The organism is Flavobacterium sp. (assembly GCF_031423415.1).
Taxonomy (GTDB): domain Bacteria; phylum Bacteroidota; class Bacteroidia; order Flavobacteriales; family Flavobacteriaceae; genus Flavobacterium.
Genome location: NZ_JANPFL010000183.1, coordinates 1 through 26,676, shown reverse-complemented (window position 1 = coordinate 26,676; position 26,676 = coordinate 1). Strand labels below are relative to the sequence as shown.

The 26,676-nt window shown below is 33.6% G+C and carries 23 protein-coding genes; 11 read left to right on the top strand and 12 right to left on the bottom strand.

What is annotated here, in order from left to right; all coding sequences use genetic code 11:
- Positions 1-250: 250 nt before the first annotated feature.
- The 6 genes from RMO83_RS15510 to RMO83_RS15485 all read right to left on the bottom strand — a co-directional run bounded on the left by RMO83_RS15510 (position 251) and on the right by RMO83_RS15485 (position 9,742).
- On the bottom strand, positions 251-1,069 hold the full coding sequence (locus tag RMO83_RS15510; RefSeq protein ID WP_310560610.1) for a M48 family metallopeptidase: 819 nt from the start codon (positions 1,067-1,069) through the stop codon (positions 251-253).
- Positions 1,070-1,181: 112 nt separating this feature from the next.
- Entirely contained in the window at positions 1,182-3,083 is a 1,902-nt protein-coding gene (gene glgB / locus RMO83_RS15505) for a 1,4-alpha-glucan branching protein GlgB (RefSeq protein WP_310560609.1), read from the bottom strand.
- A gap of 159 nt (positions 3,084-3,242) precedes the next feature.
- Positions 3,243-4,865 (bottom strand): trehalose synthase, encoded by a 1,623-nt coding sequence (locus RMO83_RS15500; protein WP_310560608.1) that lies wholly within the window; start codon positions 4,863-4,865, stop codon positions 3,243-3,245.
- A gap of 186 nt (positions 4,866-5,051) precedes the next feature.
- Positions 5,052-6,986, bottom strand: a complete 1,935-nt coding sequence (locus RMO83_RS15495) for an alpha-1,4-glucan--maltose-1-phosphate maltosyltransferase (protein ID WP_310560607.1) — start codon at positions 6,984-6,986, stop codon at positions 5,052-5,054.
- A gap of 57 nt (positions 6,987-7,043) precedes the next feature.
- Positions 7,044-8,324 (bottom strand): glucose-1-phosphate adenylyltransferase, encoded by a 1,281-nt coding sequence (locus tag RMO83_RS15490; protein ID WP_310560606.1) that lies wholly within the window; start codon positions 8,322-8,324, stop codon positions 7,044-7,046.
- On the bottom strand, positions 8,321-9,742 hold the full coding sequence (locus RMO83_RS15485; RefSeq protein ID WP_310560605.1) for a glycogen synthase: 1,422 nt from the start codon (positions 9,740-9,742) through the stop codon (positions 8,321-8,323). Before RMO83_RS15485 ends, RMO83_RS15490 begins: the two co-directional genes overlap by 4 nt.
- Positions 9,743-9,917: 175 nt before the next feature.
- On the opposite strand from RMO83_RS15485, the gene RMO83_RS15480 reads away from it, so the two are divergent.
- On the top strand, positions 9,918-10,799 hold the full coding sequence (locus RMO83_RS15480; protein WP_310560604.1) for an alpha/beta hydrolase: 882 nt from the start codon (positions 9,918-9,920) through the stop codon (positions 10,797-10,799).
- Here RMO83_RS15480 and RMO83_RS15475 read toward each other — a convergent pair.
- The 4 genes from RMO83_RS15475 to RMO83_RS15460 form a co-directional block, all read right to left on the bottom strand.
- A complete protein-coding gene (locus RMO83_RS15475; RefSeq protein ID WP_310560603.1) occupies positions 10,788-12,404 on the bottom strand; it encodes an amidase in 1,617 nt (538 codons plus the stop codon). The two genes, RMO83_RS15480 and RMO83_RS15475, sit on opposite strands and share 12 nt — an antisense overlap.
- 209 nt (positions 12,405-12,613) lie before the next feature.
- On the bottom strand, positions 12,614-13,495 hold the full coding sequence (locus RMO83_RS15470; protein WP_310560602.1) for a tetrahydrofolate dehydrogenase/cyclohydrolase catalytic domain-containing protein: 882 nt from the start codon (positions 13,493-13,495) through the stop codon (positions 12,614-12,616).
- A 76-nt stretch (positions 13,496-13,571) separates the two neighbouring features.
- A complete protein-coding gene (ffh, locus tag RMO83_RS15465; protein ID WP_310560601.1) occupies positions 13,572-14,930 on the bottom strand; it encodes a signal recognition particle protein in 1,359 nt (452 codons plus the stop codon).
- 141 nt (positions 14,931-15,071) lie between these two features.
- On the bottom strand, positions 15,072-16,106 hold the full coding sequence (locus tag RMO83_RS15460) for a hypothetical protein (RefSeq protein ID WP_310560600.1): 1,035 nt from the start codon (positions 16,104-16,106) through the stop codon (positions 15,072-15,074).
- 271 nt (positions 16,107-16,377) lie between these two features.
- On the opposite strand from RMO83_RS15460, the gene RMO83_RS15455 reads away from it, so the two are divergent.
- The 10 genes from RMO83_RS15455 (at position 16,378) to RMO83_RS15410 (ending at position 24,235) form a co-directional block, all read left to right on the top strand.
- Positions 16,378-16,896 carry a sigma-70 family RNA polymerase sigma factor gene (locus RMO83_RS15455; protein WP_310560599.1) on the top strand — a complete coding sequence of 173 codons (519 nt, stop codon included), beginning with the start codon at positions 16,378-16,380 and terminating at the stop codon, positions 16,894-16,896.
- Between the two features lie 44 nt (positions 16,897-16,940).
- Positions 16,941-17,840 (top strand): FecR family protein, encoded by a 900-nt coding sequence (locus RMO83_RS15450; RefSeq protein ID WP_310560598.1) that lies wholly within the window; start codon positions 16,941-16,943, stop codon positions 17,838-17,840.
- Entirely contained in the window at positions 17,841-20,381 is a 2,541-nt protein-coding gene (locus tag RMO83_RS15445; RefSeq protein ID WP_310560597.1) for a TonB-dependent receptor, read from the top strand.
- A gap of 138 nt (positions 20,382-20,519) precedes the next feature.
- Positions 20,520-20,942: a Rieske (2Fe-2S) protein gene (locus RMO83_RS15440; protein ID WP_310560596.1), complete on the top strand. Its 423-nt coding sequence runs from the start codon at positions 20,520-20,522 to the stop codon at positions 20,940-20,942.
- Between the two features lie 46 nt (positions 20,943-20,988).
- Complete coding sequence (locus RMO83_RS15435; protein ID WP_310560595.1) at positions 20,989-21,381, top strand: OB-fold protein; 393 nt, start codon at positions 20,989-20,991, stop codon at positions 21,379-21,381.
- Positions 21,382-21,485: 104 nt separating this feature from the next.
- A complete protein-coding gene (locus RMO83_RS15430) occupies positions 21,486-22,352 on the top strand; it encodes a DUF5777 family beta-barrel protein (protein ID WP_310560594.1) in 867 nt (288 codons plus the stop codon).
- Positions 22,353-22,363: 11 nt separating this feature from the next.
- Positions 22,364-22,708 carry a hypothetical protein gene (locus tag RMO83_RS15425; RefSeq protein ID WP_310560593.1) on the top strand — a complete coding sequence of 115 codons (345 nt, stop codon included), beginning with the start codon at positions 22,364-22,366 and terminating at the stop codon, positions 22,706-22,708.
- Positions 22,709-22,721: 13 nt separating this feature from the next.
- A complete protein-coding gene (locus RMO83_RS15420; protein WP_310560592.1) occupies positions 22,722-23,267 on the top strand; it encodes a YceI family protein in 546 nt (181 codons plus the stop codon).
- Between the two features lie 111 nt (positions 23,268-23,378).
- A complete protein-coding gene (locus RMO83_RS15415) occupies positions 23,379-23,786 on the top strand; it encodes a hypothetical protein (protein ID WP_310560591.1) in 408 nt (135 codons plus the stop codon).
- Positions 23,720-24,235 carry a T9SS type A sorting domain-containing protein gene (locus tag RMO83_RS15410; RefSeq protein WP_310560590.1) on the top strand — a complete coding sequence of 172 codons (516 nt, stop codon included), beginning with the start codon at positions 23,720-23,722 and terminating at the stop codon, positions 24,233-24,235. Before RMO83_RS15415 ends, RMO83_RS15410 begins: the two co-directional genes overlap by 67 nt.
- Positions 24,236-24,289: 54 nt before the next feature.
- Here the strand turns inward: RMO83_RS15410 and RMO83_RS15405 are convergent, their stop codons facing one another.
- Positions 24,290-25,303, bottom strand: a complete 1,014-nt coding sequence (locus tag RMO83_RS15405) for an FAD:protein FMN transferase (RefSeq protein ID WP_310560589.1) — start codon at positions 25,301-25,303, stop codon at positions 24,290-24,292.
- A 372-nt stretch (positions 25,304-25,675) separates the two neighbouring features.
- The gene (locus tag RMO83_RS15400) at positions 25,676-26,419 is read right to left on the bottom strand and encodes a DUF2490 domain-containing protein (RefSeq protein WP_310560588.1); all 744 of its coding nucleotides are present in this window, start codon (positions 26,417-26,419) and stop codon (positions 25,676-25,678) included.
- Positions 26,420-26,676: the final 257 nt, after the last annotated feature.

Here is a 26,676-nt window from a genome sequence, read left to right as displayed (position 1 = left end):
CAATCAAATTGTTAATTCATTTTTAAGGAATGACTAGTTAATCTATTCGAAAATAACTCTATTTGCAGACTATCAAGCTTATATTAACTTACTCACTTGTATAATTAAAAAAGCCACATTAATAAAAATACAGCTTTTTTTTAGATAAATTGAAAAGTAAATTTTGTATTTGGTTTTCGTTATATTTAGTCGAATGCTTTGAAATAGTGTTAAAGCTATTTTTTGTATTAAAACATAAATTCTTTGGCCACTATTTAAAAATAACGCCAAACTTTAAAGCTTCAGCTTTCGCTTCTGGGATTAACCTTCGTAAATTAGCAATTCTCGTTGCATCGGCTGGGTGCGTGCTAAGAAATTCAGGTGGTTTATTTCCACTACTACTTGCAGACATTCTTTCCCAAAATGATATCGCCAAATCAGGATTATAACCTGCAATTGCCATAAGTGTCAATCCTATTTTATCGGCTTCGGTTTCATGGTTTCTACTAAAAGGAAGCATCACTCCTACTTGAGAACCAAGTCCGTAATATTGTTGCCACATTTGTTGCTGCTCTGCACTTTTACTTCCTGTGGCTACGGCTACACCTACTGCTCCAAGTTGTTGCAATTGAGATGCGCTCATTCTTTGAGCACCATGATTCGCCAACGCGTGCGAAACCTCGTGTCCCATTACGGTAGCTAATCCCGCATCGTCTTTTGTCACAGGTAAAATCCCCGAATACACAACAATTTTACCACCTGGCATACACCATGCATTGACTTCTTTATTTTCTATTAGTTTATATTCCCATTGATAGCCGTTAAGATATTCTGCATATCCGTTAGCTTTTAACCAGCGTTCCGCAGCGGCTTTGATTTTCATACCAACGTTTTCTACTCGTCTAGCGTCTGTAGTTCCCACAATAACCTTATTTTCTTTCAAAAAAGTTCCGTATTGCTGAAAAGACGATGGGAATAATTGACTATTAGACACAAAATTTAAACTTTGTTTTCCTGTGAATGGATTTGTAGCACACGAAAAAAACAATCCTAATGCGCACATTCCTGCTAATAATGAATACTTTTTCATAAATATGATTTTAAATATTTAACAAAAATACAACTAATATGAAATCTTAATTTACAGAATAAAATCAAAAAGTATCAATATTTTTGGAGAATTATTGCCTAATAATTAGAAACTAATATTTATAAACCGTAACACTCAAAGGTGGCAAAAGCAATTCAATTGAATAATCTCTTCCGTCGTAAGGGAATGCTTCAACGGTTAATTTATTTGTGTTTTTCACACCACTTCCACCGTAAATAGCATCGTCACTATTAAAAATTTCTATTAGTTTTCCTTTTTTAGGTGCGCCAATACGATACTTTTGACGAATTACTTGGGTGAAATTACAAACCACAATTACATCATCTTTTGAATTAATTCCTTTTCGGATAAAAGTCATCACTGCGTTTTGATGATCCGAATAATTAATCCATTCGAAACCTTCTGGACTGAATTGTTTTTCGTGCAATGCTGGTTGTGTTTTATACAAAGTATTCAAGTCGGTTAAGGCTTTTTTGACCCCTTCATGAAAATCATATTGCAATAAATGCCAGTCTAAACTTCCTTCAAAATTCCACTCGGCACTTTGTCCAAATTCACTTCCCATAAACAATAATTTTGTTCCTGGGTGCATAAACATATAGCCATAAAGCAATCTTAAATTGGCAAATTTCTGCCATTCGTCACCGGGCATTCTTCCTGCAATAGATTTTTTTCCATAAACTACTTCGTCATGAGAAAGTGGCAACATAAAATTTTCAGAAAAAACATAAGTCATTCCAAAAGTTAAATCGTTTTGATGGTATTTTCGATACACCGTTTCTTTTTGAAAATACTGCAAAGTATCGTGCATCCAACCCATCATCCATTTCATTCCGAAACCTAATCCTCCTGCAAATGTTGGACGAGAAACCATAGGGAAAGAAGTACTTTCTTCGGCAATAGTCTGTACGCCTTCAAAACTGGAATAAACCGCTTCATTAAATTCTTTCAAGAAACTTATGGTATCCAGATTTTCTCTTCCACCAAAAATATTAGGTTCCCATTCTCCTTCTTCTCTGGAATAATCCAAATACAACATCGAAGCTACCGCATCCACTCGAAGTCCATCGACGTGATAATGTTGCAACCAAAAAATGGCATTACTTATCAAGAACGCACGTACTTCATTTCGTCCGTAATTAAAAACTAAACTTTTCCAATCAGGATGATAGCCTTTTCTACGATCAGGGTGTTCGAAAAGATTAGAACCATCAAAAAATCCCAGTCCGTGTGCATCTTCTGGAAAATGTGACGGAACCCAATCCAGAATTACTCCAATTCCAGCTTCGTGCAATTTATCGACCAAAACCATAAAATCCTGTGGCGTTCCAAAACGGGAAGTCGGTGCAAAATAACCAACTAATTGATATCCCCAAGACGGATCATAAGGATATTCCATTATAGGCATGAACTCGACGTGTGTGAAACCAGTTTCTTTTATATAAGCTACCAAGTCCACAGCCAATTCTAGATAAGTCAAAAATTCACCTTCGGCATTGCGTTTCCAAGAACCCAAATGCACTTCATAAACCGAGTAGGGTTTGTCTAAATCATTTTTTTCTTTACGGGTTTCCATCCATTTTTTGTCTTTCCATTGGTAATCCAAATCCCAAACTACTGACGCAGTATGCGGTGGATGTTCGCAATACAGCGCAAATGGATCGGCTTTTTCGGTAATAACTCCACCATTGTTAGATTGGATTTTATACTTATAGGTCGTTCCCTTTTCTATTCCAGGAATAAATCCTTCCCAAATTCCTGAGGAATCCCAGCGCACTTGCAATTGATGATCTCCCTGAATCCAATAATTGAAATCCCCAACCACAGAAACAGATCGAGCCGATGGTGCCCAAACGGCAAAATATACGCCTTTCACACCATCAACTTCCAGAAGATGTGCGCCAAGTTTTTCATATAATCTGAAGTGTTTTCCGGCTTTGAATAAATCAATATCAAAATCGGTAAAAAGAGAATAAGGTTGTACTTTGTTCATTTTTGTTTTTTTTGAACGCGAATGAAACGGATTTCAAACGCGGATTTTATTAATTGAATTAAATTTTATGTTTTATTCTTTTATTTTTTCCAACTCAATAGAAAATTTATTATACTTTTTAATGCTATCAGGCTTTGAAACCTTGATAGGGTTGTTAAATTATTTTTTGCCAAACTCCATAATACTAAAAATTCCGGTCAAAGGAATTACAGCCCAGCGTGGTCTCGAATTGAGTTCATATCCCAGTTCATAAATTGCTTTTTCGAGCAAACAATATTTCAGTAAAAAATCGATTTCTTTTCGGTAACCAATGTTCAAGTTTTCACCTTGAGCGACATCAGTATAGGTTTGAAGAAATACACCTACAAAATATTTGAACAGAATTTCGCCAGCCTTAAACAGCTCTTCTTGCTCATAAGGATATTTTTCTTTATTGTTGAAAATCGTTGCGTAAATAGCATAATGAAAAGAGCGAAACATTCCAGCAACATCCTTTAAAGGTGGTTGTTTTACTTTTCGGTCTCGAATGGTACTTTCGGGCTCGCCTTCAAAATCTAGGATACAAAAATCGTCTCCGTTGACCAAAACCTGACCCAAATGATAATCACCGTGAATTCGAATTCGTTCTGATTTCATTTTAGTCCAATCGAAATCCAGAAATAATTTTCGAATTTCTTTTTTGTGATCCAAAAACTGATTGGCTAATTCAAGAGCCAATCCATCGAGTTTATGAAGGTTATTTTCGAGAATATTCAATCGGTTTTGAAACTGATACGTTAATCTGTTTTTAAGCCAAACCGTGTAATCTCCATTATAAGTTGTTGGTGTAAAAGCGGTTTCGTGAACATCACTTCCTAAAGCGATGTGCATTTCGGCAGTTCGTGTAGCCAACTTTTGGATTCTCATAAAAATACTCAGTCCAGCCCAATCGATTATTTCATGCGGAACTTCATTAATTTTTAATCTTTTGAACAATTCAATATCGGGTAATTTATTGATATTGATTTTTTTATGCTTTAGATTATCAAAAATATTATCTACTTCGTCCAACATAAATTTCCAAGCATCGCCTTGATTGGGAACCAATTCTTGCATTAAACCCAGAGTGATATTCCCGTCGGTTAAAACTACACTTATACTTCCCATGTAGGCTGGTGAATTCTTAAAATCCATTCTTTCGGTAAGAAAACGACTAATTTCATAATCGGGATTCATGCTGATATAGATTCGCCTAAAAATTTTTAAAACTAATGTACCATTGTAAATTATAGAAGTATTACTTTGTTCCACTCCCATAAATTTGGAACTTTTATATTCCTTTTCTTCTAGTTTTTCGCCTTTGTGAAATTTAACTATTGAATCTGATTTTTCTTTAGAACTAACAATTTTGTCAAACATTAATTTTTTGAAGTCTTCTTGGTGCAAAGCATCGACAAGAAATCCAGCTTTCCCGTTCATATTCACAGGAGCAATTATGGTGTTGGTATCCAGCTTATCTTTAGGCATAAAAGCTATCGGCATAAAATAATGCTGATAAAAAGCTTCCTTGAAATTGACTTCGAGCAAAACGCCAAAATAGGTATTTGTTTTTGAAGAAATTTTGAAAAAATCAACTACTTCAATGTACTTTAATGTACTTGCTTTGCCACCATACCAACGTTTATTGATGATATAATTCTCAAGAATATCCGAAGAAAATACTTTTACAAATTCCTTGTCTTCAAAAGCATTATTCCAATCTGTTTTAAAAACAAATGGATTTTGAAAATCATCGTCGTTCATCTTGTTTCTTTTTATTATTTTGTAGTTCAATGTTTTTTGATTTTTTAAACCACATAGAAATATTAGTTTTTAAGCTTAATTATTATTAAAAATTTAAACCACACTTCGACTTCGCTCAGTACAGGCTAAAAAATGATTTTATATTATTAGTTTACAAATTTTACTATGCGGTTAAAAAAAATACTATTATCGCTCAACTTTAAATAAATGGAAAGGTAAATCTGGCGAAATCTCCACGAAATTCCACTCCTTTTCCCAAATATAACTATTCCCTGTGATTAAATCCGTGATTCGTAAGGGAAGCTTATTCAATAACTCTTGAGGAAGAAGCACCATAGATTGAGAAGTATAATTTGAATCTAAACTTGCAACCATTAATGTTTCATCCTGTTTTTCATCATCAAATTTATAATAAGCCATTACCTTATCATTATTAGTGGCACAAAAAACAATATTATTGGTTTGTTGTAAAGATTCGTGCTCTTTTCTGATTTTGTTAATCCTACTAATTATAGTAATAATTTTATTTTGCTTTTCCCAATCCCATTTAATAAATTCATATTTTTCAGAATTCAAATATTCTTCTTTTCCCGGAGCCAATGGAGTTGAAATTTGATATTCGAAAACTGGACCGTAAATTCCAATACTTGAACTTAATGTTGCTGCCAAGAAATAGCGTTGAAGATGAATAGATTCATTTCCGTGTTGCAAATGTCCTGGATTAATATCTGGAGTATTAGGCCAAAAGTTAGGACGGTAAAATTCTTTTTGATCGGATTTTGTCAATTCTTCGACATATTCTGTCAATTCGTGTTTAGAACTTCGCCAAGTGAAATAAGTATAAGACTGCGTAAATCCTTGCTTAGCTAATTCATTCATAATTTTTGGACGGGTAAAAGCTTCGGCCAAGAACAATACATCAGGATGTTTTTTCTTGATTTCACCAATCAACCAACCCCAAAAATAAAAAGGCTTAGTATGCGGATTATCGACTCTATAAATTTTAACATCACATTCTTCGATCCAAAAAAGAGCTACGTCTAATAATTCTTTCCAAAGATTTTTCCAATCACTGCTTTCAAAGTAAATGGGTTGGATATCTTGGTATTTTTTCGGCGGATTTTCGGCATATTGCACGGTTCCATCGAGGCGCCATTTGAACCATTGCGGAAAATCTTTGACATAAGGATGATCTGGAGCAGCTTGTAAGGCATAATCCATTGCGACTTCGATTCCTAATTCTTTGGCTTTTTTGACCAATGATTTGAAATCTTCGATACTTCCTAATTCTGGATGAGTAGATTTATGTCCACCGTATTGTGAACCAATTCCCCAAGGCGAACCCACATCGCCAGGTTCTGCATTAGTAGCATTGTTTTTTCCTTTTCGATTCACTTCACCAATAGGATGTATTGGCGGAAAATACAAAGTGTCAAAACCCATCGAAGCTACTCTTGGCAACAACCTTTCGCAATCTTTGAAAGTTCCATGTTTTCCTTCTTCGGAAGAGGCTGAACGCGGGAAAAATTCATACCAAGTGCTAAATAATGCCTTTTTTCTATCGACGTAAACTTTTAAATCTGATGATTTATTTTCTAAAAAACGTTTTGGATGTTTCTTGAAAAGGTAATTCAAATGTGGAGAAGTTGCTTCACGAATGGCATTATCGTATTCGTGTTCAGTGGTAAAATAATGAATCAAAGTATTCAAATAATCTTTTTCGTGTGCATCGACTACATCTAAAATAGCTTGAACATATTCAGCACCTTCTAATAATTCAGATTTTACATATTGGTTATCCTGAATTTTGCGAAGTGTTCCGTGTTGCCAGTTCAAAGCATAATCTACCCAACCTTCTACAAAATAGGTATAATATCCTTGTTTTTCTACTTTAAAACTGGCGTTCCAACGATCATTTTCTGTGGGTTGCATCCTTACTTCTTGCCATTTTGTGTCATTTTCATTCTTGAATTTAACACAACATTCAATGACATCGTGACCGTCTGAAAATACATCTGCGCTTACATTAACATTTTGGTTTACTATTCTCTTTATCGGATTGACTCCACCATCAAGTTGAGGCATCACATTTTCGATTACAATTCTGGTTTGATTCTGCATTTTCTAATTTTAAAAAAATTCTAAAAAGTTTATAGTTACATAATTTTGAACAATACCTTATTTTATAGTAAAATTGTCAGGGATAATTGCTCCTTTTTTGATAACGACAATGCCTTGTTTAATCATATATAATTCATTGGATTTATCCTCTAAATGCTTCCCACCATTGATATAAACATCATTTCCAATTCTACAATTTTTGTCGACAATAGCATTGTTGATATAACATCTTTCGCCAATGCCCACTAATTGTTTGTTGTTAGTCGAATCATTTTTCATTTGATCAATACTTTGGTAAAAATCATTACCCATAACATAGGTATTATGAATAACAGAATCAGCACCAATACGAGCGCGATTTCCAACTACCGACCGCACGATTTCTTTAGCATTGATGATACAACCATCGGCCATAATAGATTTATCGATGGTTGTATTTTTGAATTTTGTTGGTGGTAATAATCTAGGACGAGTAAATATTTTATTATCATCATCGAATAAGTTGAATTGCGGTACATCGTCAGTTAATCCAATATTTGCTTCGAAAAATGAATCAATATTACCAATATCAGTCCAGTATCCTTCGTATTGATAGCTAAATATTTTCTTATGTCCTACGGCTTGTGGCATAATTTCTTTACCAAAATCTTTGGTGCTGGTATCGGACATCACGTCTAGCAAGAATTTTTTGTTAAAGATATATATCCCCATCGAAGCCAAATATAATTTTCCTTCGCTTTTCATCTGATCGCTCACTTCCGATTCCCATTCCGGCAAGAGTGCCGCGGCAGGTTTTTCTATAAAAGATTCAATAAAACTCTCAGAATTGGTTTTTAAAATTCCAAATTCGGGAGCATCTTTTGCGTTTACAGGTAAGGTAGCAATAGATATATCGGCTTCATTTCTTACATGTTCATCAATCATTTCGTTCAAATCCATTTGATACAATTGATCTCCTGAAAGAATTAATGCATAATCAAAATCATGATTTAAGAAATGAGGCATACATTGTCTCACAGCATCTGCAGTACCTTGAAACCAACCACCGTTATGAGGAGTCTGTTCTGCCGCCAAAATATCGACAAATGCCTGACCGAAAATACTAAAATGATACGTATTCTTGATGTGTGCATTCAGTGAAGCTGAATTGAATTGAGTTAATACGAAAATTCGGTAAATATCTGAATTCATACAATTCGAAATCGGAATATCGACCAATCTATATTTTCCTCCGATTGGCACAGCGGGTTTAGAACGGGATTCCGTCAATGGATATAATCTCGATCCTTGTCCTCCACCGAGAATAATTGCAATAACATTTTTCTTTTTTGGTTTCATTTCATGTTGGTTTTTAAATGGTACATTTCTATATATTCTTGACAAACCCTTTCCCAAGAGTGGTCAATAGTCATTCCTATTTTTCGAATATTTTTAAATCTTTTTTTGTCTTTATACAGCTTTACAGCTCTTTGAATCGAATAACAAATATCTACAATAGATGCCTGATCGTGGCAAATTCCATTTCCATTATCTCCAATATCAGTCACCGTATCTTTTAATCCGCCAGTCCTTCTTACAATCGGAATGGTTCCGTATCTAAAGGAATACATCTGATTCAAACCGCAAGGTTCTACTCTGGATGGCATCAACAAAAAATCAGAACCCGCATACATTTGATGGGCTAATTCCTCGTTATACCCAATGAAAAAATTGTAATTCCCTTTGAAGCTCGTTACTAAATGACTCAATTGATTTTCTATTGCTGCATTTCCTGAGCCTAAAATTAAAATATTAATATCCCTAAAATTTTCAGACAAGGCCGATGCTGCCGCGTGTGGCAATAAATCGGCTCCTTTTTCATCTAATAATCTTCCTATAAAACTAAAAAGCGGTTTTGTTGGATCTAAATTAAATTGGCTACACAATTTCTCTTTATTTTGCTGTTTTCCCTTTTCTACACTTTTAATTGAATAATTGGCAAATATCATTTTATCCTGTTCTGGATTCCAAACTTCGGTGTCAATTCCATTCAAAATCCCTCTCGATTTATGTCTAACAAAGTTAAATAAAGATTCTAATCCGTAGCCAAAATTATTGACTTCATTCAAAAAATTTGGCGAAACAGTCGAAACTGCCGACGCACATTTTATTGCTGTTGCCAAGGAATTAATTTTATTATCCCATTCTAAAACTGTGACTTTCGACAAATCAAACTCTGGCAAATAATACAACTTATCAAAACCAAACTGCCCTTGATAAATCGCATTATGAATAGTAATTACGGTTTGAACATTTCTTAATTTCTCGTATTTATTCGCATATTGCATCATAAACGGAATTAATCCCGTATGATGATCGTGGCAATGAATAATATCCGGAAAAGTTGCGCGGGAATTAATCCAATTTAAACAAGCGATTTGAAATGATAAAAATCGTTCTGTATCATCTTCATAACCGTAAACTTCTTTTCTGTCAAAGAGCTCTGAAATTTGAACCAAATACAATTCAAATCCTAATATTGATGTTTTTTCTTTTAGAATATCGAAAGGAAAATTAAAATTTCCTAATTTCACAAAACCCGAATAAACAAAATCAAATTGATTGTCATTGATGAATTTTGTATCATAATGAGGGATTACCACCCTTACAAGATGTCCTGCTTCACTCTGATATTTTGGCAACGCACCTACAACGTCAGCTAATCCTCCCACTTTTGCTACTGGATAACATTCTGCTGCAATGTGAACTATTTCCATTCTAATTTTTTAGTCTATTCGATGTTATATAAAAATAATGCTATTAAAACAATTTTCATGTTACTTATTACGCTATCGATATAGGTACAATTAAATAAATAAAAATGTTATATTTATCTTTCTAAATGTAGTAAAATTATCTAGCAAATAACAAACCAAGTGAAAATTTATTAAAATGCCAAAAAAAACTTCAAATCATAAGCAATCATTGAAAATTCCTAAACTTATAGTGCTGTTTAGTAAAATTATTGCTTCAATTTCGCCAAAATTATCAGTCCTGTTTTCAGCAAAATTATTCACAACACCCATAAAACATGGCACTCCAAAAAGGGAATTGGAAATGGAGAGCAAAAGCATTCAAAAATTAATTGAAATTCCATCTATCAATAAAAAGGTAATGACTTATTTATATGGCAATAGCGAGAAGAAAATTTTGCTATCACACGGATGGTCAGGACGAGGAACGCAACTTTTCAAAATCGTCGATGAATTGTTAAAAGCTGGATATTCCACCATCAGTTTTGATGCTGCAGCACACGGCAAATCTCCTGGGAAAACCACCATAATATCCGAATTTGTTGCAACAATATTAGAAATTGAGAGACAATTTGGCCCTTTTGAAGCCGCTGTCGGTCATTCTTTAGGAGGAATGTCATTATTAAAAGCCACAAAAATGGGATTGGCAATAAACCAATTAGCAATTATAGGAAGTGGTGATGTTGTTCAAGATATATTAGACGACTTTGCGGCAAAATTAGAATTAAAACCAACTGCAAGTAAACAATTACGCTTGCATTTTGAAAAAAAGTATAATGTTGAAATTGATGATTATTCTGCCTATAAAGCAGCAATGGAAACAGATATCCCCGTTTTAGTAATTCACGATAAAAACGATACCGAAGTCCCAGTAACAGCAGCAATTCACATTCACAAACACCTAAAAAACGGAGAATTATTCCTAACCGAGGGATTAGGACATCGCAAAATATTAGGAAATACTGAGGTGATTGAAAAGGTAGTTGGGTTTATTCAAAACAAAAATCAACTACAAAAATGATTTTTTAAATACCGGTTTCTCTCTGTTTTTTGCAGCTTGTTCGTAAGCGTACGCCATTCCAATCAGTTTGGGTTCGCTGTAAGCTATTCCAAAAAAGGAAAAACCAACTGGTAAATCATATACTTTTCCCCCAGGAACTGTTATATGAGGATAACCACTGATTGCAGCAGGCATTGTCAAAGAATAGTCTCCCCAACGATCGCCATAAATCGTGTCTATACTACAAGCTGGTCCCATTGTGATTCCACATATGGCATCCAATTTGTTTTCATAAAAAACAGCATCCAAAATTTTCTTGCTGCTATTGTGGCTTTTATCTAGCGAATCGACATATTTTTTATCCAGAAGTCCAGATTTTAAATTGGAACTTTCCAAAGTTTCCTGTTTAAAATAGGGCATTGCTTCATCTTCATTCGCTACATTAAAATCAATTACATCCTTTAAAGTTTTAACCTTGGCGTTTGCGCTAGCTAAATATTGGTTTAATCCGTCTTTAAATTCATATTGCAAAACTTCAAATTCAGCTTCGCCAAATGCATTAATTTTATCTATGTAGTCGATTTCAATAATGGTAGCACCTTTTTGTTTTAGGATATCAATTGCTTTGGAAAAAAGCACATTAATAAATTGATTTTTTCCTTGCGGTTTCTTTTCAATTCCAATGCGTTTCCCTTTCAACGCATTCGAATCTAAAAATGGAGTATAATCAGCTAAAAATTTTCCTTTACTTTCGTTTGTTATAGCATCAGATTGATCAATTCCAGCAAGAACACCCAATAAAATGGCTGCATCTTTCACTGTTCTTGCCATTGGTCCAGCAGTATCCTGAGTTTTTGAAATTGGAATGATTCCTGATCGGCTTACCAATCCAACGGTTGGTTTAATTCCAACGATTCCGTTTACGGAAGCTGGGCAAACAACGGAACCATCGGTTTCGGTTCCCACGGCAACAACACAAAGGTTTGCAGCTACTGCAGTGCCAGAACCTGCACTAGAACCACACGGATTATGATCTAAAATATAAGGATTCTTGGTTTGACCGCCTCTACTGCTCCATCCAGAACTGGATTGTGTGGAGCGAAAATTAGCCCATTCGCTTAAATTAGTTTTGCCAATAATTATGGCACCGGCATCACGTAATTTTTTTACAATGAAAGCATCTTTCGAAGCAATATTTCCATTCATTGCCAATGCACCGGCAGTTGTTTGCATTTTATCAGCAGTATCAATATTGTCTTTTATGACAACTGGAATGCCGTGCAATGAACCTCTAACTTTTCCATCTTTTCTTTCGTTATCCATTTGCTTTGCTATTGAACCAGCATCTGGATTAACTTCAATAATCGAATTCAGCTCGATACCTTTTTTATCAATATCTTCAATTCGTTTTAGATACAAAGACACTAATTGTTCTGATGTATATTTACCAGAAGCTAACTTTTCTTGCAAACCACTTATGGTTTCTTCATCAAGTTCAAATTCACTTGAAGAAGTGACGTTCTCATCATCACTATTTTTTTTAGTATCGACACAACCTTCAACTAATAGTGCTGCGATTCCGACTGTAGCTAAAGTTGTAGCCGTTAAAAAGGATCTTCTTTTCATATCTTTGCTTGTTAAATTTTAAATAAAATAAAAGTATAATTTACTTTGATAAAAATATCAAAAAGTATTTATACCGATTATGTATTGCTTCGCCTGTTCGTCCGCCGCGGCGGACTCGGGTCAATATAGTCCAATAAAATTGAACTATTTTCATACTATATCGGCATTATACCATAAACTTATGGACTATTTTATAAATATTACTGGTATTATTTTCTACTTCTAATTTTACGTGCTAATAATGTATTTTTCAATAACATTGCAATGGTCATTGGCCCAACTCCACCTGGAACTGGAGTGATGAAAGAGGATTTAGGACTTACACTTGCAAAATCTACATCGCCAGTGATTACATATCCTTTCGGGTGTGAAGCATCTTCTACTCTAGTGATTCCTACGTCGATTACTACTACGCCATCTTTTACCATATCGGCTTTCAAATAATTGGGAACCCCAAGAGCGGTTATGATAATATCGGCGTTTTTGGTATATTCTTCAATATTTTTGGTTCTACTGTGCGTCAACGTTACTGTTGAATCTCCGGGATAACCCTTACGGCTCATCAAAATACTCATTGGTCTTCCCACAATATGGCTACGCCCAATAACTACGGTATGTTTTCCTGCTGTTTCTACTTTGTAACGTTCTAATAACTCCATTATTCCATAAGGAGTTGCTGGTAAAAATGTTTCCATTTCCAAAGCCATTTTTCCAAAATTGGCCGGATGAAAACCATCGACATCTTTGTCAGGATCAATTGCCATCAAGATTTTTTGCTCGTCGATATGTTTTGGCAAAGGCAATTGAACGATATAACCATCCAAGTTATCATCTTCGTTGAGTTCCTTGATTTTGTATAATAAATCTTCTTCCGAAATAGTCTCAGGCAAAGCCACTAAAGTTGATTCGAAACCAATTTGCTGACAAGACTTTACTTTACTTCCAACATAAGTCAAACTCGCACCGTTAGTTCCAACAATAACGGCAGCCAAATGAGGCACTTTTTGACCATCGGCTTTCATTTTTTGAACTTCGGCAGCAATTTCGTTTTTAATGTCTTCTGATGTTTTTTTTCCGTCTAGTAGTTGCATAAAAACTGTTTATAGTTTATGGTTTGTTGTTTTTTTGTTCACTGCAATCTGAAATCTACAATCTGCAATCTGAATACTATCTCATTCCCGGCATTCCACCTGGCATTCCTTTCATATTCCCCATCATTTTCATCATATTCTTCCCGCCTGGGCCTTGCATCATCTTCATCATTTTACTCATTTGCTCAAACTGTTTCATCAATTGATTCACTTGTTCGACTTTTGTACCTGATCCTTTGGCAATTCTTGCTTTTCGTTTCACATCGATTATCACAGGCTTTGATCTTTCTTTTGGGGTCATTGAATGAATAATCGCTTCGATATGTTTGAACGCATCGTCCTCTATTTCGACATCTTTCATCGCTTTTGAAGCTCCGGGAATCATTCCTACCAAGTCTTTCATATTACCCATTTTCTTCACTTGCTGAATTTGGGAAAGGAAATCATCAAAACCAAATTCATTTTTGGCGATTTTCTTTTGAATTTTTCTAGCTTCTTCTTCATCATAATGTTCTTGCGCTTTTTCTACCAAAGACACCACATCTCCCATTCCGAGGATTCTCTCTGCCATACGTTCTGGATAGAACACATCGATGGCGTCCATTTTCTCGCCTGTTCCAACAAATTTTATGGGTTTATTTACTACCGTTTTAATCGAAATGGCAGCTCCACCGCGAGTATCGCCATCTAATTTGGTTAAAATTACTCCATCAAAATTCAAAATATCATTAAACGCTTTGGCGGTATTTACAGCATCTTGACCCGTCATTGCATCAACTACAAACAAAGTTTCTTGAGGATTGATTGCTTTGTGAACATTTGAAATTTCTGTCATCATCGCCTCATCAACGGCTAAACGACCTGCTGTATCGACAATCACCACATTGAAACCATTGGCTTTAGCATGCTTGATAGCGTTTTGAGCAATTTCGACAGGATTTTTATTTTCAGGTTCTGAATATACTTCAACAGCCATTGAATCTCCAACTACATACAATTGCTGAATAGCTGCAGGACGGTAAATATCACAAGCGACCAAAAGTGGCTTTTTTCCTTTCTTATTTTTTAAATAATTCGCAAGTTTACCGGAAAATGTAGTTTTACCAGAACCTTGCAAACCCGACATCAAAATAACGGATGGGTTTCCAGAAAGATTAATTCCAGCTACATCACCACCCATTAATTCGGTTAGTTCGTCTTTGACTAATTTTACTAATAATTGCCCTGGTTGTAGTGTGGTTAATACGTTTTGACCAATTGCTTTTTCTTTTACTTTAGTGGTAAAATCTTTGGCAATTTTGAAGTTGACATCAGCATCCAATAAAGCACGACGTACTTCTTTTAGGGTTTCGGCAACGTTGACTTCGGTTATTTTTCCGTGGCCTTTAAGTATATGAAAGGCTTTATCTAATTTATCGCTTAAATTATCGAACATAATGGTAAATATCTTTTGATGAGTTGCAAATATAAGCTAAAGTTGTAAAGTCTCAAAGTCACAAACTAGTAAAATTTAGAGAATTTTCAATAAAAAAACCAGCCGAATTGACTGGAATTAGAAGGAATAAGAATCCAAAATTTATTGTTTTTCAAAATAAAGGTAATGATTGTCCTTACTACTCTCTTCTTTTCTAAACCGCAGTTGGGAATTATTAAATTCAAAAACTTTCCACTGTTCATCCAATTCGTGAAGCAAATCAGGACTAAAACTTATTCTGAATTTTGTAACACCATTTTCAGTTTTAGTTTCCCATTGACCGCTTACTGTGACACCATATTTTGTTGCTGTGGCAGAATTATCACTTTTAAAAACAAAAACATAGTCATTATACAATGCTGTTTTTTCATATTCATCATAGTAATATGATATTTTCCAAGAGTGGGTTTTGAGTATTTGCGAGAAATCAAGCGTTGGATTTATGTTTTCGGGACAGGTGTCAAGGGCATACTTTATTGCATTTTCAAGTTGAGAATTGTTTGCTATTGATAACGTATGATTATTGTTATCCGTTAATAAAATAGGATAATCAATTGCGATGTATTGACTATCATTTAAATTTTTTATAAAGTTAAAAAACACTTGATCATTTGTAATCGAAATCGAACTTGCTATTTGATTAGCACTATTGTAAATATTAATTGTTATCGGAAAAATAATTTTAACGCAATTAATTTTGAATAAAAGATTTGGTTGCGCAGCCCAATACGTTAATAGAGAATCAAAATCTGACTGAGTTGCTATTACTTTTTCCAAGTAATTGTAATAAATCATGGTTACAGGAAAATTTATTTTTACGATATCATTATCATTAGAATAAGCATTGATGTTTTCCACTACTTTTTGATAATCATCAGCAGAATTAATGGCGATAGTTGCAGTATTTACAGTTACTTGGTAAGGCAATTTTACTTTACAATAACTGGAGTTGTCTATCAAGTTATCTTCTGTGGTTTTTACCATCGTTAGCCTTTGCAAATAAGAAGTCAATGGAGAAGATTTGGTAATCGTTTCCTGTGTGTTATACGATTGTTCTTCCTGTTCACTTTGACAAGAAAAAAGTAGAAACACACTCATTATCGCTAAATGGTACAACTGTTTTTTGAAAATTAACATGGTAGTGTTTTTATCAAAAGTAATGAAATTGAAATTTATTTATTTTGAACAGATTCGACATTTGTTGTAATAATATTGTGATTTATAACGTTACGAAAATAATACCTTTTTTCCTAAAAATGAATCTATTGTTACACGATTAAAGCCGCGTTAGGATTTTCTAAGCAAAGATTAAGTTTGCATGTATCCTTATTAAACAATTTACTTTACTTTTACCCTACTTAAGTGAAAATTAAATATATATTTGCGAAGTCCAAACCGCACAATTAAAATGTCAAATAACTACAATTCAGATACTTGTGATGAAATTATTTTTTCATCATTTTTTAAAACTCACTCAAAATCGCTTCGCAACTTTCTTTTTTATAAATATGGAAATAAAGAACAAGCAGAAGATTTGGTGCAGGAAGCATTTATTAAACTTTGGCAAAACTGTGCTGCTGTTCCTATCGAAAAAGCCAAATCTTATCTTTATACTATTGCCAATAACAGTTCATTAAACGAAATTAAGCATCAAAAAGTGGTGCTTCAATTTGAAAATAATTTTACTGGCTTAGACAAAACGAATGAAAATCCAGAATATATTTTAGAAGAAAAACAGTTCAAAACCAAACTTTTAAAAGCTATTGAAGACTTGAATGAAACGCAAAGAATTGCTTTTTTAATGCACCGCATTGACGGCAAAAAATACAGTGAAATCGCTGATGAATTGAAAATTAGCGTTAAAGCTGTCGAAAAAAGAATCCATCTCGCTTTAGTTGAACTTCGAAAAACAATCGACTTTAAGTAGGGTAAAAAATAGATAACTTGTTTTATACATATAAATCGAAGATAATGGAAAAAAATTACAACTTATCAAAATGGCTAAATGACGAATTGACCGAGGCGGAATTAGCCGAATTCAAAGCTGATCCAGATTTTGATGCGTATGAAAAAATTAAAATCTATTCTGCTCAATTAAAAGTTGGCGATTTTGATGAAACCCAAGCTTTAGAAAAAGTGCTGAGCCATAAAAAAGACACTGTTAAAACTATTCCTTTGCATAAAAATTGGATGTTTAGAGTCGCCGCTATTTTGCTTATTGCATTAGGAATTACAGTGGCAATGCAAAATTTCACCACTCAAAATCAATTTGCTTCTAACGGCAAAAGAACCTCTTTTTTGCTTCCTGACAACTCCGAAGTCGTTTTAAATGCTGGCTCCGAAATTGAATATAAAAAATGGAATTGGAAAAAGAATAGAAACCTTGAATTACATGGTGAGGCTTACTTTAAAGTTGCCAAAGGAGAAAAATTTGAAGTTAAAACCAGCTTAGGCAAAGTAGCGGTTCTTGGTACGCAATTTAATGTAAAAGCTAGAAAAAATAGATTTGATATTACTTGTTTTGAAGGACGAGTAAAGGTAAATTACAAATACAAAGAAATTATTTTGACTCACGGACAAAGTGTTTCTTTTGAAAATGAAAAACAAGTCAATGCAAAAGCAACTTCAGCTAAACCAGAATGGCTTGAAAATAAAATTGATCTTTATAAAGAAAAATTGCCTAATATTACAGATGAAATTCAACGACAATATAATGTAAACATTAGCATTAAATCTGGGCTTTCAAACGAATTGTTTACTGGAAAAATTCCGACTGACAATCTCGATATTGCCCTTGAAATTATTGCAACAACCTATAATTTAGAAATCAAAAAAATTGATCCCAACACCATAATTTTCGAAAAAAAATAAATGTTTTCTAAAAAACATAATTACTTTTTATTTTTTTGCTTTGTTTTTACCCTGACGCTTTCGGCTCAGGATAGAAGCAAAGCAATTGTTTTAAAAAAGGTATTGCAATCTATCGAAACAAAACATCATATTACCTTTAATTATATCGAATCCGACATTGCAGAAATTAAAATAATTCCTCCAAATTCCCAATCTACTTTGGAAGAAAAACTGAATGATATTCAAAAAAAAACCAATCTCCTGTTAGAAAATTTAAACAATAAATATGTAAATATTTCTAAAAAAGTCAAGGTCGAAATGGTTTGTGGTTACGTGTTTTCCAAAAATGACAATTTGCCACAAGAAGGTGCAAATATTCATTTACTAAATGGCAAAAGTACGGTAACTAATAATAAAGGATATTTTGAGCTTCCCAAAGAAAATGCCTTGGAAATAGAAATTAGTCACCTCGGTTTTGAAACTCAAATTTTTCTAATTCCAGATTCACAAAATAAAAATTGCATTAAAATACTTCTAGAAGTCGAAGTGCTACAACTTGACAATGTAACCACTAATCACTTTTTGACTTCGGGAATTTCAAAAACTAATGAAGGAACATTTATTGTAAAACCGAAGCGACTGGGGATTTTACCTGGTTTAATAGAGCCCGATGTATTACAAACGATGTTACAAATACCAGGAATTTATAGTGCCGACGAAAGTCTATCGAGTATCAGTGTAAGAGGTGGCACTCACGACCAAAATTTGTTTCTATGGAATGGAATTAAAATGTACCAAACGGGACATTTTTTTGGTTTAATATCGACATTTAACCCCAATCTAGCCCAAACCATTTCTATATATAAAAACGGAAGTTCCGCGTTTTACGGAGAAAGTGTTTCAAGCGTTGTGGATATTTCTTCGGATTCAAAAAGATATGAAAAAGCTAAGTTTAGTGCAGGAATCAATATGATAAATTTTGATGTTTGTTCTAAGTTTAACGTCAATAAAAAGGGGTTTATAGAAATTGCTGCACGAAAATCGATTACCGATTTGATTGAAACACCGACATATAAAAAATATTACAATAAAGCATTCCAGAACACCACAATTACAAATTTTTCGACATTTAAAAGCGTGGACTATAATGGTGATAAGAAATTTAAATTCTATGATGTAACGCTGAAATATTTGCAGGAAATTGGACAAAAAGACCAGCTTTTATTAGATTTAATAACTATCAATGACCAAATACATATTAATCAAAATGCAACAATAAACACCGTATTTCAATCGGAAAACAATGTTTTATATCAAAAAAATCAGGGAGGGAACTTAGCTTGGAAACACTATTGGAACACTAAAAACAATAGTAAAGTCAATGTATTTGCTTCTTCCTATGAACTTGATGCAGAAAAAAATAAAATTCAAAACAATCAAATCATTACACAAGAAAACAGTGTGTTCGATGATGGTATTAAATTAGAAAACAACCATACAATTAGTCCAAAATTCACGATTAATAATGGCTATCAGTATAACGAAGTTGGAGCGACAAATTTGGATAAAGTCAGTAATCCTATATTTTATAGACAAATTAAAGAAGTTTTGCGCACACACGCTCTTATTGTTGAAACAAAATATAATGATACTCTTTCCAAAGTGTTTTTTAATGCAGGAATGCGTATTAATTATATTGAAAAATTCAAAAAATATCTTTTTGAACCGCGATTGCAGTTTAATTATTCTATTTCTCGAAGTTTAAACTTAGAAGTTTTGGGTGAATTTAAAAGTCAAAATTGTTATCAAATTATTGACCGCCAACAAGATTATTTTGGAATAGAAAAAAGACGTTGGATTTTGTCAAACAATGCTACAATTCCTATACAAAGAAGCAAACAAGGATCAATTTGTTTCTCTTATAACAAAAATAATTGGCTCGTTACTTTTGATAATTACTATAAACAAGTGCGTGGAATTAGCAGTTCAACACAAGGATTTCAAAATCAATTAGAATTTGCAAACATAATTGGCGATTATGTGGTTGTAGGAACAGAACTATTGTTACAAAAGAAAATAAATCATTTCATTACTTGGTTGAGCTATGCGTATAACAATAATAATTATCATTTTCCAACTATAGAACAAATAAAGTTTTCTAATAATTTTGAGCTGGACAACGTAATATCTTGGGCTGGAACTTATGAATTTAAGCACTTAAAATTAGCTCTAGGTTCAAAATGGTATTCAGGAAGACCTGAAACTACACCTTCGACCTTCGAAATTAATAAAAGTAATCCTTCGAACCCAACAATTGACTATAATACACCTAATAATAAGCACATAGAAGATTTCTTTCAAGTTAATTTTTCAACAACATACGAATTGGCAGGATCCAATAAAACGCAATACAAGTTGGGATTATCCATCATAAACTTATTCAATAAGAAAAATGAAATCAGCGAATATTATCGAATTAATACAATTACAAATTCTATTGAAGAAGTAAAAACATACTCACTAGAAAGAACTCCAAATGTAAGTTTTAGAGTGGTTTTTTAATCCCATCTTTTCCATAATAGCCTTTTTTAAAAAGCGCACTATCGTTCTTTTAAATTTTATTTAAAAATTTAGCAATACTTTGGTAGGGTTAGCCACATCAAGGTTGTTTAATGATAGAACCCGTTTAAAAAAGATATTATGACTCGAAAAGAATTTTTTGCAAAAGTTGGTTTTGGTGCAGCCACTATTTTAGTACCAACGTGTATTTCAGGATTAGCGACCAGTTGTAGCAGCGATGAAGAAGGCTCAAGTAATGCTCCAACATCTGTAGATTTCACCTTGGACATTTCTACAGGATCATTGGCTGTTGACAAAGGCTTTTTAGTAACCAACAAAATTGTTGTTGCGAGAGTTAATGCTACTACTTTCTTGGCCGTTTCTGCAGCTTGTACGCATGAAGGCACAAATGTAAATTATGAGGGATCCAGTAATTCATTTCATTGTCCAAATCACGGAGCCAATTATAGCAATACAGGTGTTCATCTGAATGGGCCAGGCTCAGCTAATCTAAAACAATATAATGTGACTCTTACAGGCAATTCACTACGTGTATATTCCTAAAAAACTATCGAAAAATTAGTAGTCTCTAATTATTAAAAAAACAAAAATGAACGTAAAGAAAAAAATAATCGCTGTTGCAATTGTAGTGATTGGAATTGCAGGTTTCGCTGGATATAATTATGTAATGCACGGCGGAGCCAGAAACCTTTCAAATGAAGACGCATCGTATACCGTTTCTTCAAAAAGCATTACAACTGAATTTTCTTCTAATGTTGATGTGGCTAATAAAAAATATCTAGAAAAAGCGATAGTTATTAAAGGAACTGTTACCAAAATTACAGGCAATGAAATCATTATCGACAACATGATCATTTGCAACCTGAAAGAATTAGATCCTTCTATCCAAAAAGACCAGACAATAACTTTAAAAGGCAGAGTTGTTGGTTATGATGATTTAATGGGAGAAATAAAATTAGATCAATGTCTTAAAGTATCTTAAGATTGCCTAAAGACTGACAATTAGATTAGTAAAAAAAACTAAAGTAGTTGTAACTTTATACATTATGAAAAATAGCTAAAAATTAATATTTAAACTATACCAGAATGAAATACCTATTATCGTTTTTACTTGTAACATTTTCTGTCGGCTTTGCCTGCGCACAAGATGATTTATTGAATCAATTGGATGCCCAAAAAACAACCGAAAAAGAGATTACACCAGCTGCCTTCAAAGGATTACAGATTTGTAATATGCAATCGACAAAATTACCTGCTCAAGGTGAATGGTACGTTTTGATTTCCCACCGTTTTGGAGATATCACTAAAGGCTTTGACAATTTTTTTGGACTAGACGAAGCGATGACCAAAATTGGAGGAATTTATGGAGTGACCAATTGGCTATCGCTAGGAGTTTCGAGGCATCGAAATAATAAAACCTATGAAATGGCAGCAAAATACAAATTTGCAAACCAACTAGAAAATGGTTTTCCCGTGACTATTGTAGGCTATAACACTATGGATATTAGAAGTGACAAGTTTACTGTTTTGTACCCAGATGCAAAATTCAACAACCGATTGGCGTATACAACTCAATTGCTAGTTTCTAGAAAATTTTCGGAGAAATTTTCGTTTGAGTTAACTCCAATTTGGGTTCATAAAAATTTGTATGACGGTATTGAAGATCAAAAGAATCTACTTCTTATAGGTTCAGGAGCGAGATATAAAATCGCTAAACGTATGAGTGTAAACCTTGAATATGCAGCAAGAGTAAATCTTGCAGAGGGATTTACGTCGCCATATCACAATCCTCTTTCGTTAGGATTAGACATTGAAACAGGAGGTCACGTTTTTCAATTAGTGTTCTCTAACAGTCAACCTATGAATGATATTACTGTTTTTTCAAATTCATCTGGAAGATGGGATGGAAATAAACAGCTTTATTTTGGTTTTAATATGTATAGAGTTTTTTAAATTAAATAGTTATGAAAAAATTAAAAATATTTTTAGTGTTATTATATGGCACATTAATTGCCTCTTGTGAATCGAATACAATACAAGAAGTTTCGGGAATTGTTACCAATCCAACTTATGCAAAAAATATTGCCCCAGTAATTCAGGCACAATGTGTCGGTTGTCATTCTGCTAATGGTCAATATCCTAGTCTAGAAACATTTGCTGAGGTTAAGGATGCTGCAGAAACTGGCAGTCTAATTTGCCGAATAGATCAATCTCAATCCTGTGGTAGAGTTATGCCACAATCTGGGGCGATGCCACAAGCTACAATAGATATGATCAAACTTTGGGTCTCAAATAATTACCCTAACTAAAAAAATATATAAAATGAAAAAAATAATAATTCTATTAGTGTTCTTTTTTGCAGGAAACTTGGTCTTTTCTCAAAAAATGATGACCCGATCTGGTGAAATAAAATTTGAAGCATCAATGCCTGCTTTCGAAGAAATAGCCGCAACAAACAATACATCTTCTTGCATTCTTGACGAAGAAACAGGAAATTTTGCCGCCTTGGCTTTAATAAAGGCATTCAAGTTCAAAGCGCCATTAATGGAAGAACATTTTAACGAAAATTACATGGAATCTTCTACCTTTCCCAAAGCTAATTTCAAAGGTAAAATAACCAATTTTGATGCTAAAAAATTGTCCTCTACCAAATCATCGTACGATTTAGAAGGTGATTTAACCATTCACGGAGTAACAAAAAAAATTAAAACAAAACTGATGCTGGTTTTCAATGGAGACAAAATTACAGCAACTAGCTTAATTTCAGTGAAGCCGCAAGATTACAACATTGAAATTCCAAATCTTGTGAAGGGAAAAATCGCCGAAAACGTAAAAATTTCTATGAATTTTATTCTCGTTGCCAATTAAATTTATAAGTAAATGAAGCTCCAAAAAAATACTTTTTGGAGCTTCTTAATTACTGTCTTTTTTAATTAAATTCTACCAAATCTGCCAAATTCTAAACATTAAAAAAAAATCATGACAACAAAATTACTAAAACAACTCCCGTTTGCCTTTATACTTTGCTTTACAGCAATGGTAACCGCTCAAACTCCTGGAACATTGACTTTCTCATACAATCAACCGGTGCCTACTTCTCCTAGACCATCGTATACAGGATATTGTGTAACGGCAGTTTGGATCGAAAACAATGCAGGAGCTTTTATTAAAACCAAAATGCGTTATGTCGGAAATAACACCAAAGACCATTTACCTACTTTTGCCGGAAAATGCGGAGGTGTTGCATCAAACGCATTAGGAACTGGTGTAAATATTACAGACGCTACAACTGGAGCAACCCGAAAAAACACTACACTCCAGTGGGATTTGGTGCTCAGAGCTTTGTTTGGGATGGTAAAAACGTCAATGGAGCTTCAAATGGAGTAACAGTACCAGATGGAATTTACAAAGTATGGATTGAAAGCACTTGGGTTGATTCAGGATCTAATAATCATCAGGAACTTTCTAGCTATTCTTTCACAAAAGGACCTGTATCAGCTATAACTACTGCCGTCGGTGATCCTTATGTGAATACCATCGTGATGAATTGGGCTGCCTCAGGACTAAGCGTCAATGACAATGTTTCGCCAAATACCAAAGTTACTATATATCCAAATCCAAGCAACGGAATTTTTGACATTGAATTTAAAAATGAAATAAAAAATATCAAAGTTTCGAATATGTTGGGACAAGTGGTCTATGAGGAGAAAGTAGAACAAAGTGCTGCTGGCATTAGAAAAAATATGGATCTTTCCCGATTCGAAAGTGGAATTTACATCATAAACGTCTCTAATAATGAAGGAACTTCGAATTATAAAGTGGTTTTAGACAAATAATACTTTCTATATAGGCATCAAAAAAGCATCAGTCAATTTTGATTGATGCTTTTTTTATTGTTCAACTTCAGTCAAGATGGCTTTTATATCCGGAGTTTCGTATACCTGATACTTTCCTTGGTCATCACTATAAATCAAATAAGCTTGTAATTCGGGGTGCTGCTGCAAAAAGACTTTTGCTTTCTCCAATCCAAGTACTAAGACACCCGTTGCATACGCATCAGACGAAATGCAATCTTTAGCAAATAGGGAAGCGCTCAGCAAATTATTTTTGGTGGGATAGCCTGTTTTAGGGTCAATGTGATGTACATATTTTACGCCATCTTCCACTATAAATCTTCGGTAATTACCAGAGGTGGCAATGGCTTTGTTTTCGAGTTTAGCAATCGCCTTTAATGGATTTTCAGATTCCTTGTTGTCAATGGGTTTTTCAACACCAACAGTCCAATTACTCCCATTCGGTTTTCGTCCTTTGGCATAGACTTCGCCACCAATTTCTACAATATAGGATGTTATCTTTTTTGAAGTTAAAAACGCCGAAACCACATCAACAGAATATCCCTGCGCAAATGCGTTAAAATCTAGAGCCACTCTTGAGTCTTTCTTGACTATTGTATTTCCTTTTAATTCAATCAATTGAAATCCTACAAATTGAAGAATGCTGTCAATCTTGAATTTATCTAATTTTTGCTTTTTACTAGGGCCAAAACCATAAGCGTTCGATAAGGGATAAATAGTGGGATCGAAAGCACCATCGGTGTTTTTCCACACTTCCTTAGCTTTCTTGAAACACGCTTTAAAGTATTTATCAACTACAACATTTTTTTCATTAGAATTGATTCTCGAAATAATTGAATTGGGAATATAAGTCGAAACCGATAAATCAAAATCTTTTAGAATTTGGACAATTTCTGGTTGAAAATCTCTGTTTTGAGGATCAAAATAAGTGATATGATAAGTTGTTCCTTGTGCTTCTCCCTCAATTTTTATAGGCTCTTCTACTTGTTGCGAAAACACCGAAACAGAATTCAGAAAGAACAAACAAAGTATATATCCCATTCTTTTCATAAGGATTATTTTTAGATTATTAGGTTTTGAAATAAATACAATATTACTCTCTATCATTGCAATTACTAGATTTTTTAAAATTCCACTTTTCTTAAACTTTCCGTAATGTCAACAGTTATTACGTACTTAAATTAGGACAATCAGCAGCAAATCGAGAATGTATAATGGCTTGTTTACTTCTTTTGACAACTTTCTGGGATTGCCGGTTGTTTGACTTTCTACGTGAATGTTATGTTCAAAGAATCCCATAATGTACTCAACACGGAGTCAATGTTTTACTAATTAAAACTTTAAAAAACAAAAAGAGTCAAAGTACTACTTTGAAACATCGACTATTAAAAGAACCAACCTGCGATTTTGTGATTTTTAAAACTATAATTTTGTATGAGCCACACTCGAATTCAGGTAAAAAAATAGTCGCAAGGTATGATCCATATCGTACTGATAACCATTAGATTTTTGTTGATACACATTCATATAACCAAAATCGAAACTCAATTTAGGATTGATGGCTTGTTTGATTCCTACAAAGAACCGGTTTTGGTCAAAAGTATTATAAACAATATCTTTGCCAAATTGAATCAATAATTCATCAGAAACCACAAGCAAAGGAGCTGTTTTTTTCTTAAAAATTGGAATCGTAGTACTTATTAAATACCGCACTCTGTTTGAAAACTTATTTTTGCCAGAACCTTGGTCATTAATAATTATTTCTTGCCATCGTTGCTCGTTTCGTATTCTGTTAACAATATTTACCTTTCCTGATTTGGAATTCATCTGAACCTGTTGATAAACTCTATTTTCATCCGCAAAAGTATTCCACTCGGTATTTTTTGGTGCCAACCATAAATGAGCGTAGCCACCCGTAAATGAGAATGTTGCGTTTGGAATATACGAAATACCGCCTCTTAAAAGGAAAAAATTGTTGTCCTGAAAAAAATCATTCGCTCTAAGATGAACATCGGCAACAATAGCCCAATGGGCACTAAATTTAGTTACACCATTAAGCGAAACCCAAGTTTGTAACTGATGATTGACATCTTTTTCTTTAACTGTTTGTGCTAAAAGTACGAACGGAAATACTATGAATAATAACTTGAATAAATTTGATTTCAAGGCATAAAAATTTAAAATAGTTGTGCTAAATTTCGAGTACAAATTTACTTTATCCGCACAAGGGCGACAAGTTTTATATTGCTTAATGTGAAGGGAAATGATAATTTATTTTAATTCTATTTAGTCAACCCTTAAAAAGAGCTATTTTTAATTTCCACAAAAATAGGAATATTATTTTCAGGATAGAAGTTGAACAAATAATTAAGCCAAAAAACAATTTGTTCCTTGATTTGGTTGAATCGGAGCTTAAAATTGTA

Coding starts and splice junctions, on each gene's coding strand:
- RMO83_RS15490 (WP_310560606.1), bottom strand. CDS start 8,324: ATGAAACCAAAAAAGAAAAATGTTATTGCAATTATTCTCGGTGGAGGA.
- RMO83_RS15420 (WP_310560592.1), top strand. CDS start 22,722: ATGAAAAAAATAATAATTCTATTAGTGTTCTTTTTTGCAGGAAACTTG.
- glgB (WP_310560609.1), bottom strand. CDS start 3,083: ATGAACAAAGTACAACCTTATTCTCTTTTTACCGATTTTGATATTGAT.
- RMO83_RS15455 (WP_310560599.1), top strand. CDS start 16,378: ATGTCAAATAACTACAATTCAGATACTTGTGATGAAATTATTTTTTCA.
- RMO83_RS15440 (WP_310560596.1), top strand. CDS start 20,520: ATGACTCGAAAAGAATTTTTTGCAAAAGTTGGTTTTGGTGCAGCCACT.
- RMO83_RS15495 (WP_310560607.1), bottom strand. CDS start 6,986: ATGCAGAATCAAACCAGAATTGTAATCGAAAATGTGATGCCTCAACTT.
- RMO83_RS15450 (WP_310560598.1), top strand. CDS start 16,941: ATGGAAAAAAATTACAACTTATCAAAATGGCTAAATGACGAATTGACC.
- RMO83_RS15510 (WP_310560610.1), bottom strand. CDS start 1,069: ATGAAAAAGTATTCATTATTAGCAGGAATGTGCGCATTAGGATTGTTT.
- RMO83_RS15435 (WP_310560595.1), top strand. CDS start 20,989: ATGAACGTAAAGAAAAAAATAATCGCTGTTGCAATTGTAGTGATTGGA.
- RMO83_RS15445 (WP_310560597.1), top strand. CDS start 17,841: ATGTTTTCTAAAAAACATAATTACTTTTTATTTTTTTGCTTTGTTTTT.
- RMO83_RS15405 (WP_310560589.1), bottom strand. CDS start 25,303: ATGAAAAGAATGGGATATATACTTTGTTTGTTCTTTCTGAATTCTGTT.
- RMO83_RS15430 (WP_310560594.1), top strand. CDS start 21,486: ATGAAATACCTATTATCGTTTTTACTTGTAACATTTTCTGTCGGCTTT.
- RMO83_RS15485 (WP_310560605.1), bottom strand. CDS start 9,742: ATGGAAATAGTTCACATTGCAGCAGAATGTTATCCAGTAGCAAAAGTG.
- RMO83_RS15415 (WP_310560591.1), top strand. CDS start 23,379: ATGACAACAAAATTACTAAAACAACTCCCGTTTGCCTTTATACTTTGC.
- RMO83_RS15425 (WP_310560593.1), top strand. CDS start 22,364: ATGAAAAAATTAAAAATATTTTTAGTGTTATTATATGGCACATTAATT.
- RMO83_RS15470 (WP_310560602.1), bottom strand. CDS start 13,495: ATGCAACTACTAGACGGAAAAAAAACATCAGAAGACATTAAAAACGAA.
- RMO83_RS15475 (WP_310560603.1), bottom strand. CDS start 12,404: ATGAAAAGAAGATCCTTTTTAACGGCTACAACTTTAGCTACAGTCGGA.
- ffh (WP_310560601.1), bottom strand. CDS start 14,930: ATGTTCGATAATTTAAGCGATAAATTAGATAAAGCCTTTCATATACTT.
- RMO83_RS15460 (WP_310560600.1), bottom strand. CDS start 16,106: ATGTTAATTTTCAAAAAACAGTTGTACCATTTAGCGATAATGAGTGTG.
- RMO83_RS15480 (WP_310560604.1), top strand. CDS start 9,918: ATGCCAAAAAAAACTTCAAATCATAAGCAATCATTGAAAATTCCTAAA.
- RMO83_RS15500 (WP_310560608.1), bottom strand. CDS start 4,865: ATGAACGACGATGATTTTCAAAATCCATTTGTTTTTAAAACAGATTGG.